Source organism: Corynebacterium urinipleomorphum (assembly GCF_900155535.1).
In the GTDB taxonomy this organism is placed as follows: Bacteria; Actinomycetota; Actinomycetes; order Mycobacteriales; family Mycobacteriaceae; genus Corynebacterium; species Corynebacterium urinipleomorphum.
Window position 1 is genome coordinate 170012 of the sequence record NZ_LT706964.1, and the last position, 12518, is coordinate 182529.

The following is a 12518-nucleotide window of genomic DNA, read 5'->3' on the forward strand; positions in this document are numbered from 1 at the left end:
GAGGCAAGCCGGCCGGACACCAGCGTTACAATCTCCGGCATGGAGCCACTGACCACGAAGATCGTCACCCGGACCCCGCTGCCGGGTGTGGAGAACGAGGAGCTGGCGGCCCACGATATCGGTGGCGGGCATTTTGTGGTGGCGAGCGTCCCGTTCCTGGACACGAGCATCAATGTCGGGGACATTGTGGAATGCGTGAAGGTCGGGGGCCAGTTCCACGTGAACCGCAAGGTGGTCAGTGGCGGGGCGGAGACAGTGCGGATCCTGATCCAGTCGCCGGAGCCCACGGACATCCCGGAGACGCTGCTGGCGTTCGGGTGCCGGGTGGAGGTGGGGCCGGGGGGCATGTTGGGGGCGTCGATAGGCGCGGATGCTCCGAGCGAAGGAATCCGTGAGTGGCTTGAGGGCCTTCAGGCGCAGGGCATCATCTCTTTGGCGTAGCTACACTTGGGGGCCATGAGCGTATTCGTGTCCCCTGAAGACCTGCGTGAACAGATCCGTACCGGCAAGAAGCTCACTGTTTTGGCCTCGCTGTGGGATGCCCGGGAGGGCAACGCGTGGTCGAAATTCCAATCCGAGCACATTCCCACTGCACAGTTCTGCGACCCGGCGGAGCACCTCGTGGGCACGCCCGGTTCCCAGGTCGGCCGTAATCCGCTGCCGTCACCGGAGCGCATGCAGGAGTCATTCCGTGCGTGGGGCATCGAGGCGAACCGCCCGGTGGTCATTTATGACACGGGTGCCGGCGAATACGCGGCCCGCACGTGGTGGACCCTGCGTTGGGCGGGTGTGCGCGACGTGCGCATTCTCGACGGTGGTTTCGCGGCATGGGACCGCCTCGATTTCGAGACCATCGCGGGTCCGGGCCCTGTCTCCGTGCACACGGAGCTCGAGGTCGCGCCGGGCCAGCTGCCCACCGCCAGCATCGAGGACGTCAAGCAATTCAAGGGCATGCTTATCGACGCCCGCGATACCTCCCGCTACGTTGGCCAACGCGAACGCCTGGACCTGAAGTCCGGCCACATCCCCGGTGCCCGCACGGTCCCGGTGGATACCCTGTTCACTGAAGACGGCCTGATCAAGCCTTCGGAAGAAATCCTGGAAATCATGGCGAAGTTCGGCATCACCCACAACACCGACCCCGCTGAGGCCATTGTCTACTCCGGCTCAGGTAACCACTCCTCTAAGCTGCTCGCCGCTTTTGAGCATGCTGGCCTGCCGCTGCTCACCCACTACATCGGCGGCTGGTCCCAGTGGTCCGCTGACCCGGAGAACCCGGTCGAGCGCGACATCTAGGAGCGGAACCCTAAGGCAACCAGCCATGCCTGCCCTGTTCAGGGGGCATCGGAGGATACAGTTCTCTACTGATGGGTTACATACTTCTGGCACTGTCTGCGCTCGCTCTTGCTGCGGCGGGCTACTTGTGGCGCGCCGATGCGCAGGAAAAGAGCGGCGCAGGCGAGAGCGGTGCCGCCACTGGGGCTGGCAGTTCACGCGGTGCCGCGGCCGTGAGTGACGCCAGCGTCACCGGCGGCGATGGGAGTGGCGAGTCCCGGGAGTCTGAGGAAGCCGTGGCTGCGGATATCGAGCCGTTGCCGGCGCGCGAACCGCAGCCGGAGAGAGTGCCGTTGCCGGAGACCGAACCGGAAGAGCAGCCGGGACCGGCGGCTGAGGCGGTGCCGAGGGAAGCAGTCGAAGCAGCTGAGGAGCCTGCGACGACCGCGGGGGCCACGAAGTTGGATGAGCCCGAGCAGACGAAGGAAGCTGCGCAGACGGAAGAAGCTGCGGAGACGGACGAACCCGCGCGGACTGAAACGACCGCGGAGACGGTAGAGACGGAAGAAGCCGAAGAACTGGAGAAGCGCGATCCGCACAACGACGGGCAGCGCGACCAGCAGCCTAAGGAGAAAACGCATTCGCGGTGGGGCGCACTGTCGGGGGCAATCAGCGGTGCGTTGCCGGGGGCGAAGCAGCGCGGCCGGAAGGAGCGGCGCGAGTGGGCGGAGGCGAACGGCTTCGAGTACTCGAGGGAAGATGAGTTTCTGCAGGACGAGTGGGGGCGGGGTGCGGCGTCGATAGGTGCGCCGGTGAGGGACGTGCTCACCGGGACGCGTTTCGGGCACGAGACGCGGATCGCGGACATCGGTGAGACGACCGTCGTGGCGATGGGAACGGGGATGGACAGTGGGGTGGTGGTGGACGTGCGTCGAAAAGCGAATGCGGATGACGCCACCGAGGACCTCGTTGCGGTCGCTGAACTGGAGGGTTTCCGCGTGTTCGCGTCGGAGGCGGGGCCAGCGGAGCGCATGCTGGACATCCGCGTCAGCACCGCGCTGGAGATGCTCCCGCCGCAGGTCAGTGCCGTGTGGTTTGAGACGGAGTGGGTACTCGCGCAGCTCGACGGCACCCCGGGCGCGCAGGAATGGGAGCCGGTGTTCGCGCCGCTCGCCCTGCTCGCGGACGCCGCTCGTACTCTTCCTCCCCGGACCTGGCCGCACCTCCACTTCGACGTGAAGACGCGTGAGATGGGCGACCCGGTTGAAGCGCCGGCCAGCGCGAAAGGGGAAGGTAACGAGCACACACGGCCCGTAGTCGCGCGGCCGGAGGAGCCCCTCGAGCTGCCCACCCGCACCACCGGAGCCGTCCGCGGCACCATGGAATACCGCACGGTCGGCGGGGACGAGGTCGACGCCATCGCCACGGGTGCACCGCCCGAGCAGCTTAACGACGGCACCCGCCTCACCCGCCGCCCCCAACCCCCGTCAATCTTCGGCGACGGCAACGCGGACTACCCTGGGTGACCATGAGCGAGAACACGGAAACCACTGCACACACTGGTAACGCTGGCGCGAAGGAGCGCCTCGCCGAGCTCGTCCGCGAGTTGGCTGTCGTCCACGGCAAGGTGACGCTTTCGTCAGGCAAGGAAGCGGACTACTACGTCGACCTGCGTCGCGCGACGCTGCACCACGAGGCGAGCCCCCTGATCGGTGCTCTGCTGCGCGAGCTGACCAGCGACCTCGACTTCGACGCCGTCGGCGGCCTCACACTCGGCGCCGACCCCGTCGCCACCGCAGTCATGCACGCCGAGGGCCGGCCTATCGACGCCTTCGTGGTCCGCAAAGAAGCCAAAAAGCACGGCATGCAGCGGCGCATCGAGGGCCCGGACATCACCGGCAAGCGCGTTCTCGTGGTCGAGGACACCACCACGACCGGTAACTCCCCGCTCACCGCTGTGAAGGCGTGCCAGGAAGCGGGTGCCGAGGTCGTCGCCGTAGCCACCGTCGTGGACCGCGCCACCGGCGCCGCCGACGTACTCAAGGACGCTGGCCTGGACTACCGGTTCCTGCTGGGCTTGGACGACCTTGGACTCGCGTAGCCCCGAACCCGCTGAGCTAGTCGAGCCTGCTGAGCCCGCAGCGCCCGCAGCGCCTGCGCCCGCCGACCCCGAAAAAGACCCCGCCGAAAAAGGCCCCACCGAATGGCAAGAAGGCCGGCATGGGGTGGGGCCGTGGGAGGGGGAGTGGCCCGTCGATAAGCGGTACGACCCGGAGTTTCTGCGAAACGGCGACCGCCGCAACGTCGTCGATGCGTACAGGTACTGGTCGCTTGAGGCGATCAAGGAGGACCTGGACACCCGGCGGCATCCGTTCCATGTGGCGATCGAGAACTTCGAGAACGACATGAACATCGGCACCGTCGTGCGCACGGCGAATGCGTTTCTAGCGGAGGCAGTGCACATCGTGGGCCGCAAGCGGTGGAACCGGCGCGGTGCGATGGTGACGGACCGCTACCAGCACATAGTCCACCACGAAACGGTGACTGACCTGGCTGAATATGCGGCGGAACACGGATTGACCATGGTGGCCATCGACAACACGCCGGGCTCTGTGCCGCTGGAAACCGCTGACCTGCCCGAGCGCTGTCTCTTGCTTTTCGGCCAGGAGGGCCCCGGAGTGACGGCGCAGGCGCAGGACGCGGCAGTGATGACATGCTCAATCGCGCAGTTCGGGTCGACGCGGTCCATCAACGCGGGTGTCGCCGCCGGGATAGCCATGCACGCCTGGATCCGGCAGCACGCGGACTTGAACGCGGCGTGGTGAGCGCTGGCCCGTTCGTGCGCGACGGCTCGAAATCGCGAACGGTAACAATTCAACGGTAACCCCGGGCTATTAGGTCCGGTATCGCGCAGGGACTGTCAATGGGTGAATGCGCCATCTCGATCGAGAGGTGGTTGCGTTGTGACTGGTTGGGTGCCGGAGGAAATTCGTCAGGCGGCGGTTGCCCGTGTTGCTGCTGGCGAGTCCCCTTATTTGGTTGCTGAGGATTTTGGGGTGGTGCCAAAAACTGTCTACAGCTGGATGCACAAAGCGGGTGTAGCCGGTCCATCGACAGTCAGAAGACAGAGCCGACAGGACCGATTTGAGCAAGCATCTGGCTTGGTGCGACAAGGCGCGTCGGTGTCACACGCTGCTCGTAGGGTGGGCTTGCCCGTATCGTCTGTGCGGTCTTGGCTCATCGAACAAGGCGTGGTCGTGCCTGGAAAAGCACCCGCGCGCACAGTCATTTCTGATGAGGATAAACAAGCTGCCGTTGCCTGCGTGCTAGATGGTCAGTCCGCATACCGGATTGCGGAAAGTCTCGGTGTAGCACCTAAGACTGTGTACAGCTGGATGCGTAAAGCAGGGATAACGAGTGACCGCGGTACTGCAAAGCAGTGGAAACACAACCGCCGAGTCGCCGAGGAGATGTTCGCTGACGGTGTGCCGGTGGCTGCGGTTGCCGACTGGTTGGGGGTCAGCAGATCGACGGTGTACCAGTGGCGCAAAGATAGTGTCATGCCAGCACCTTTATCCACCGCCGCGGTGTCTACGGCGGCTACACCAACTGACATCGACGGTATGCGTGTGGGGGTGGGCAAACGGTTGACCGTCTCTGACCGGGCCCAGATCCATGCCGGGTGCGCCCAAGGCTTATCGGCTAGGGCGATCGCTTCATCTATCGGCCGGCACCATAGCGTGGTTGCCAGAGAAATCCGCCGTAACGGGTGGGAGGTCATCAACCCGGCCGGGACGGTGGTGCACACCTATAACGCCGAAGTCGCCGGTGAACGCACAACACGACGGATGGCCAGGCCGAAACCACGCCGCATCGACACGAACTACCGGTTGCGGAAAGTCGTTGTCGCAGGTGTTGCACGCAAATGGTCACCAAAGCGCATCAGCTGCCATCTGGAGCGGGTTTTCGCCGATGATGAAACCATGCAGCTATCCCACGAAGCGATCTACTCCGCGCTCTACATCCAAGGCAAAGGCAGCCTTCGCGCGGAGCTGGAATCGATCATGAAGACCCAGCAAGTACTGATCAAAGGCGGCACGAAACGCACCCCACGGTCGCGTACAGCAGGTCTTGCCACCAACAGCCGGTCGTGGATCACAGGTGCAGAAATCACCACCCGGCCACCAGAAGTCGACGACCGGGCTATCCCCGGGCACTGGGAGGGAGACCTCGTCATCGGCAAAGGAGGTAAAAGTGCGTTGATCACCCTGATTGAACGCTCCAGCCGGTATACCCTGCTGGGGCATTTGCCTGACGAGCACTCATCGGCCACCGTGGTCGGAACGCTGCAACGCATGGTCAAAGACCTCAACGCCGAACAGTTAAAGACCATCACGTGGGACCAAGGATCAGAAATGGCGCTGACTGCCACGGTGTCGATCGCTGATGGGTGCAAGGTCTATTTCTGCGACCCGCACTCACCGTGGCAGCGGCCCACCAACGAGAACACCAACGGGGAAATCCGGCGCCGGTTCTTCCCGAAAGGAACCGACTTCGCCCTTGTCAGCGCCGAGGAAGTCGCCTGGGTCCAAAACGAACTCAACGACACCCCCATCGTCAAGTTTCACGGAGCCACACCCCGTGAAAAACTAGAAGAACTATTCAACGGTGGCGCAATCACCGCATGATCCCGCCGCACATTACTGGCGCTTCGGGAGCATTGTTACCGTTTGATAGTTACCGTTCGCGTTTTTCACGGGGCTGCGGTCCGCGAATCAGTCGATTCCGCGGCTCGACGGAGCTGGATCCCCAGGAAATGGAAAGTGTAACGGCTGCGCAACGACGCGGATAAGCTAGAAGCGATGTAAAGGAGGGATAGTGCCGGAAACTTGGGCGCACCGCGCGGACCTCGCTGAGATGGCGATTGCGGAACGACATGCGACGCGGCTGTGGGGCTTGCCCCGCACCAACCTTGCGGTGGTCAGCTGGCCGCCGACGACGAAGGAGAAGGTGTTCTTCCACTGGCATTACTGGTGGCAGGCGCACTACTTGGATTGCCTGGTGGACGCGGAATCGCGGCGTTCGACGAAGGCGCGGCGCGCAGCGATTGTGCGCACGATTCGCGGGATCCGCCTGCGCAACCTGGGCAAGCTGATCAAGAACCGCTACTACGACGACAAGGCGTGGCTCGCGTTGGCGCTGGACCGTGTGGCACATTCGGACAAGGTGTCGCGGCCGAAGCAGCTCGACGACTTGGAGTTCAATATCCTCGCGGGGCTTGATTCCGTGACGGGTGTGCTGCCGTGGCGCACGGACGAGAATTTCTTCAACGTCCCTGCGAACGGGCCCGCGGCGATCATGCTCGCGCGCACGGGCCGTGTGGACAAGGCGCGTGAAGTGGTCGACTGGATCTTCGAGAATCTCATGACGGATGACGGCCTCATTCAAGACGGTCTGCGCCTGCTTGTCGACGGCCCACGTGCCACCCCCACCATCTACACCTACAACCAGGGAACTGTGCTCGGCGCGGCACTGGAGATCGCGCTCGCCCTAGAAGACAAGCCGGAGGAGCAGGTCTACTACATCACGCATATCCGGTCGCTGGTGCAGGCCATCTCGATGCATGTGGCGACGCCGGGCGGGGTGATCGACAATCCGGTTGACGGCGATGGCGACGGCGGGTTGTTCAAGGGCATCCTCGTGCGCTACCTCGCCGAAGTAGCTGTGCGTCTGCCGGAGGACAGCCCCGCGAGTGTGAGTGCGAAGCGCGCGGCGGAGCGCCTCGTCATGTCCAGCGCCGAGGCGATGTGGAACCACCGCCTCGAGGTCGACGGGTTGCCGATCTTCCCCGCCCGCTGGACCCGGGACGCGAAGCTGCCGCACAACTATTCGTTGGGACCAACCTCGATCACCGATGCCCTGGGCACGACACGGATCTCGGAGCGTGACCTGTCTGTGCAACTGTCCGGGTGGATGCTGCTCGAGGCGGCCGCACGGGTGTCGGCCGCGCGCAAGGAACGCGGGGAGTAGCTGCGGGGAGTAGCTGCGGGGAGTAGCTCAGGAAAATAGCGGCGAGAGAGCGAGTAGCACGGGGCCAGCGCGAACCGGGTGCGCAGGCGGGGGCCGAAAAGTTCGTGCAGGAAAAACCGGACACGGGCATACTGGGGTGTGTAGAGTCCGCAGGCTCTCAAGAGGGCTCGCGGGCGACACTGACCACCGAGTGAAAGGGAATACCCTCCATGCCTATTGCAACCCCTGAGGTTTACAACGAGATGCTCGACCGCGCGAAGCAGGGCGGCTTCGCGTACCCGGCCATCAACTGCACCTCCTCGGAGACCATCAACGCAGCGCTGCGCGGCTTCGCCGAGGCAGGCTCGGACGGCATCATCCAGTTCTCCACCGGCGGTGCCGAGTTCGGCTCGGGCCTGTCCGTGAAGAACAAGGTGGCTGGCGCTGAGGCGCTCGCTGCCTTCGCGCACAAGGTGGCTGAGAAGTACGACATCAACGTCGCGCTCCACACCGACCACTGCCAGAAGGAAGTGTTGGACGAGTACGTTCGTCCGCTGATCGCCATTTCCCAGGAGCGCGTCGACCGCGGCGAGCTGCCGCTGTTCCAGTCCCACATGTGGGACGGCTCCGCCATCCCGATCGACGAGAACCTCGTCATCGCGCAGGAACTGCTGGAGAAGGCTCACAACGCAAACATCATCCTCGAGGTTGAGATCGGTGTTGTCGGCGGTGAAGAGGACGGCGTGCAGGCCAAGGCAGGCGCGAACCTCTACACCAGCCGCGAGGACTTCGAGAAGACCATCGACGCCATCGGCACCGGCGAGAAGGGCCGCTACCTGCTGGCTGCCACCTTCGGCAACGTTCACGGCGTGTACAAGCCCGGCAACGTGAAGCTGAAGCCGGAGGTGTTGGAGATGGGTCAGGAAGCGGCCGTCGAAAAGCTTGGCCTCGAGGCTGGCGCGAAGCCGTTCGACTTCGTGTTCCACGGTGGTTCCGGTTCCGAGCCGGAGAAGATCGCGCAGGCCCTGTCCTACGGTGTGGTGAAGATGAACGTGGACACCGACACCCAGTACGCGTTCACTCGCCCGGTCGCGCAGCACATGTTCCAGAACTACGACGGCGTGCTCAAGGTCGACGGCGAAGTGGGTAACAAGAAGGTCTACGACCCGCGTTCCTACATGAAGAAGGCAGAGCAGGGCATGGCTGACCGCGTGGTCCAGGCATGTGAGAACCTCAACTCTGTGGGCAAGTCCGTGTCCAAGTAAATCGCGTCTACAGTGAAGGTCGGGTCCGAAAAGGGCCCGGCCTTTTTGCTGTCTACCTTTTGCTAGTGATGCCCATGGAAAGAATGACCACCCGCGAACGCATGGCCGTCGTGGAGAACTCCATCGAGGCGCGATTGCGGCGCGTCCGGCAACGCATCCTGCCCTCAATCCAGATGGGCATCGCCGCCGGGCTCGCGTACTGGATCGCGCACGAATGGGTCGGGCACCCGCAGCCGTTCTTCGCGCCGATCACCGTAGTCATCATCGTTGGTATGTCCGGCGGGGACCGCATCACGCGTGCGCTGGACATGTCGCTCGGCTGCATCCTGGGCGTGCTCATCGGTGATCTCGCGTTCGCGCCGCTCGGCGCTGGCGGGTGGCAGATCGCGCTCGCAGTGGGCGGCTCGCTGCTGTTCGCATCGTTCTTCTCTAAATCGGTGCTCGTGGCCAACCAGGTCGCCATCGGCTCAATCCTGATTTCCACGATCATGCCGCCCACCGCCGCCGTCACGGGTGTGGATAGAGCGATCGACGCATTCATCGGTTCAGCCCTCGGCCTCATGGTCGTCGCGCTTCTGCCTTCAGCGCCGCTTGCAACAGCACGCCAAGAGATAGCTAAGGTACTCGGCATCTTGAGCTCCGTGCTTGACGACGTCTCCCACGGCATCGCCCACCAACACCCCTCCGAGATGGCCGTGGCGTTGGAAGCGATCCGCGGGACGCAAACGGATATCGACGCAATCCGGTCCGCCACCAAATCCGGCCGCGAATCCACGCAGCTGTCGCCGTTTTTGTGGCGCTCCCGCCGCTACGTGATGTCCCTGTCGCGGATGGTGCCGCCCACCGACAACGCGATCCGTACCTCGCGAGTGCTTGCCCGTCGTGCGCTGGTTCTTGTGGAGGACCATGACACCGTCTCGCCGAAGCAGCTCTGGATCCTCGACCAGTTGTCCTCCATCGCCTTGGACATGTCCGCCATCTTTGAAGTCAACGCGAAGATCAGCCAAGCCCAGGGCATGCCTGCCCTGACAAACCGGCTCCGGGCCCTAGCCGCGGAGACAGGCTTGGATGTGCTTGACTTGAACGCCCAGCCCCCGTTTGGCCCTTACTCACCGTTCGAGGGGCCGGCGAAAGACGCCAATAACGCTGTCGCCGCGAAGGTGATGTCGGATACGGATGTCGCCGGTGCAGCCGATGCTCTGAACCAGGCGGAGCATACGGACCAGACGGAACGGGCAGAACTTGCGGGACAGACGGGCGAGCACAAGCCTGCGCTGTCGGCAGCGTCGATCTTGGCGCAGTCGCGCTCTTTGATTGTGGACTTGTTGCAGATCTGCGGGTGGTCCCGCGAGTCTGCCGTAGCCGTGCTCAAACCGACCTCCGAGACGCCTGCGTACCCGCCCGAGGTGCGTAAGAGCTCGTTCGGCGACAGCGAAGAATCAAGCGCCCGCCGCGGGGAGCCGTAAGCAGCACTCGTTGCGCTGCCCGTTGAGTTGCTTGTTGGGGCCGCTCGTCGGTCGAATGCAGAAGGATCCAATCGGCTCGGCGACCGGCCCCTAGGATCCTTGCTTGAAACCTGAACTCGCCCGCAACGACACCGCCGCTCTATCTCGTGAAACTGCTGGTCATTGGATTATCGGCATTACTGACCTCCGCCAGTAGCCGCCGTTTGCAGCGTCGGAGTTCAGGTTTCCCGCTGAAACCTGAAAAACTTGCACACCAGTCACCCGAAATGTGCGGTTTATTCGACATTAAACACGAGATGCGACCTATGAGTTCAGGTTTGGCTGGAGGATGCCAGCGGAGACATGAAAACCCGGCACCCATGTTCCGAACGGGAACTGGGTGCCGGGTTTTTGCTCTGTACTGCTAGGAGCAGCTAGCCAAAGGCGGCTAGCGGGGGAGACTAGCGGTTGTCGGTGACGTCGCGACGGGTCTCGTCGACAACGTTGCCGTCGGTCTCGATGCGCTCCTTAGCGATATCCTCGGTGACCTGCTGGGTCTCGCGAACGGTGTCCTTGTCCAGGGAGACCTTCTCCACCGGGACGGACTCCTTGGAGACGTTCACGCGGTCCTCGTGCAGGGTGACGGAAGCTTCCTGCTCGCCGATGTTGCCGTCGTAGTTAGCGCGGTCAGCCTCGGTGATCGGCTCGCGGGTAACGCGAACCTCTTCACGCTCAACCGGAACCTCGACGGTCTCGGTCTCGTGGACGACGTACTTGCGCAGACGGACCTGGCCGGACTCGACGCGCTCCTTGTCGACGTTGAGCTGCTCCTCGGAACGGATGATCTCGCCGTTCTCGTCGCGGCGGTCAGCGAACTCAGCGCGGTCGCGGTCAGCAACCTCGGTGTTCTCGGTGCGCTCACCGGCAGCGTAGCCAGCGCCAGCGCCTGCACCAGCAGCAGCGCCGGTCTGGTACTGGGTGCGGTCCTCGACACCCTCAAGACCGTAGTGGCGGTAGAAAGCCTCCTGGTCAGCGTTGGTCAGGTGGCCGTTCTCGTCCAGATCCGGAGCGTCCTCGATGCGGTCCTTAGCGAAAGCCAGGTGCAGGTCGCCGTTCTCCAGGGTGTGGCCGCGCAGCGGGACGATGGAGTCGCCGCCACCGAAAAGACCGTGGGAGACGGAGATGAAGTCCGGCTGGCCGGTGGTGTCGTTAACGTAAACGTCCTGGACGCCACCGACCTTGTCGCCGTTCACGTCGTAAGCGGTTGCGTTTGCAAGATCCTCAATGCGGTTGTAGTCAGCCATTGTGTTCTCCTTAAATGCTTTGTTGGAATCGAACAACACCCAACGTAACCACGGATGAGCGGGGCTGCATCGGCCCGCCCTGACGCAATGCGTATCAACCGAAAGTTGGAGGGAAGTGCCGGAAAGATTAGTTATAGTGTCGCGTCCACAACGCTGTCCTGCACAAACGTGAACCAGCTGGGATTACCGTGGGCATGGAAAATGGGTTTTAGTCTCGGGGTGGTAACGAAATGGCTACGGGGTGTATCCAAAAATGGGAATGTGAGATAAATCACGTTTTACGGAACGGTGGAACCCTTCCTAATTGTCCGTCGCTTTTGAGTCTCTTGGCTACCTCTAGGGGTGGGGCTCATCCAAGTCTCAGGGGTGACAATGGGCGGTGCGGGCATGGGGGCCGGCTATGCGCCGCGGACTGCCTGGATATCGCGCAGGTGCCGGTAGAACGTCACGCGTTCGACGGGACGCTTTGCGGGGATGCCGTCGACGGTGACCAGGATGGATTCGCCGCCGGATTGGAGGGCGCGGCCGGAGGGGGTGGAGGTGGCGTCGATAAGCGGGCGTTTGCGAAATGGTGCCTTGCGGATGACTGCTGCGGCGAGTCCTGGTGCGTGTGTGGTGGGGACGAGGCGCGCGCCGAGCTGGCGGCCGCGGCCGTTGCTGCGGAGGAGGACCTCGTTGTCGACGACGATCTCTCCTATATAAGGGGTGCCGTCCATGTGCGTGAGCGTGGCGGAGCCGGCGACGGTGAGGCCGGCGTCGTTGCGGATGCACGGTATGGGGCGCACGGGGCCGTTGACGGCGAGTTCGAGCGCGGCCGAGGGGATGCCCCACAGGACAGCGGCGGGAGATGCGGGGTCTGCGGGGATGTAGGCGACCTCAGCCCACAGGTAGTCGGCGCGCATCATGCGGGTGAGGATCGCGCTGAGTGCGGCGTCGGTGCCCGAGACGACGATGCGCAGCCGCTCATCGGGGTGCTGCGGTGCGAACGTGGGCTCGCCGAGGTGCGAGACGGACGGCGACGCGGCGATGTCTCGCAGCGACGGTGTCGGGTCGACCGGGAGGACTTCGCGCGCGATCGCGTCCAAGAACTTCAGGTCGCGCCGCGTGGGAACCGTTGGGAGCTGGTGCTCCTCCGCACCCGGAATGGTGGTGTCTGTGCCGCACGCGCAATGAACAAGCCGCATGGCGCTCACGCTACAAGGGGGCACGCCCGCTTTGTA

11 protein-coding genes are annotated in these 12518 nt (G+C 63.7%); 9 read left to right on the forward strand and 2 right to left on the reverse strand.

Annotation, left to right across the window (positions count from 1 at the left end):
- The 9 genes from CZ338_RS06240 to CZ338_RS06280 all read left to right on the forward strand — a co-directional run.
- Window positions 1-441, forward strand: a 441-nt coding sequence (locus CZ338_RS06240) for a DUF4265 domain-containing protein (RefSeq protein WP_235839475.1), incomplete at its 5' end; no start/stop codon positions are given.
- 15 nt (window positions 442-456) lie between these two features.
- The gene (locus tag CZ338_RS06245) at window positions 457-1296 is read left to right on the forward strand and encodes a sulfurtransferase (RefSeq protein WP_087117423.1); all 840 of its coding nucleotides are present in this window, start codon (window positions 457-459) and stop codon (window positions 1294-1296) included.
- Between the two features lie 71 nt (window positions 1297-1367).
- Window positions 1368-2801: a hypothetical protein gene (locus CZ338_RS06250; RefSeq protein ID WP_087117424.1), complete on the forward strand. Its 1434-nt coding sequence runs from the start codon at window positions 1368-1370 to the stop codon at window positions 2799-2801.
- A gap of 2 nt (window positions 2802-2803) precedes the next feature.
- Complete coding sequence (gene pyrE, locus CZ338_RS06255) at window positions 2804-3376, forward strand: orotate phosphoribosyltransferase (protein ID WP_087117425.1); 573 nt, start codon at window positions 2804-2806, stop codon at window positions 3374-3376.
- A gap of 124 nt (window positions 3377-3500) precedes the next feature.
- Complete coding sequence (locus tag CZ338_RS06260; RefSeq protein ID WP_235839493.1) at window positions 3501-4100, forward strand: TrmH family RNA methyltransferase; 600 nt, start codon at window positions 3501-3503, stop codon at window positions 4098-4100.
- Between the two features lie 432 nt (window positions 4101-4532).
- Window positions 4533-5963: an IS30 family transposase gene (locus CZ338_RS06265; protein WP_143341209.1), complete on the forward strand. Its 1431-nt coding sequence runs from the start codon at window positions 4533-4535 to the stop codon at window positions 5961-5963.
- 190 nt (window positions 5964-6153) lie between these two features.
- Complete coding sequence (locus tag CZ338_RS06270; RefSeq protein WP_204211893.1) at window positions 6154-7305, forward strand: glycoside hydrolase family 76 protein; 1152 nt, start codon at window positions 6154-6156, stop codon at window positions 7303-7305.
- A 209-nt stretch (window positions 7306-7514) separates the two neighbouring features.
- Window positions 7515-8549 carry a class II fructose-bisphosphate aldolase gene (gene fbaA / locus CZ338_RS06275; RefSeq protein ID WP_087117427.1) on the forward strand — a complete coding sequence of 345 codons (1035 nt, stop codon included), beginning with the start codon at window positions 7515-7517 and terminating at the stop codon, window positions 8547-8549.
- A gap of 74 nt (window positions 8550-8623) precedes the next feature.
- Window positions 8624-10015 (forward strand): FUSC family protein, encoded by a 1392-nt coding sequence (locus tag CZ338_RS06280; protein WP_087117571.1) that lies wholly within the window; start codon window positions 8624-8626, stop codon window positions 10013-10015.
- 440 nt (window positions 10016-10455) lie between these two features.
- Here the strand turns inward: CZ338_RS06280 and CZ338_RS06285 are convergent, their stop codons facing one another.
- The gene (locus tag CZ338_RS06285) at window positions 10456-11298 is read right to left on the reverse strand and encodes a PRC and DUF2382 domain-containing protein (RefSeq protein ID WP_087117428.1); all 843 of its coding nucleotides are present in this window, start codon (window positions 11296-11298) and stop codon (window positions 10456-10458) included.
- 398 nt (window positions 11299-11696) lie between these two features.
- Window positions 11697-12482, reverse strand: a complete 786-nt coding sequence (locus CZ338_RS06290; RefSeq protein ID WP_087117429.1) for a hypothetical protein — start codon at window positions 12480-12482, stop codon at window positions 11697-11699.
- Between the last annotated feature and the right edge of the window lie 36 nt (window positions 12483-12518).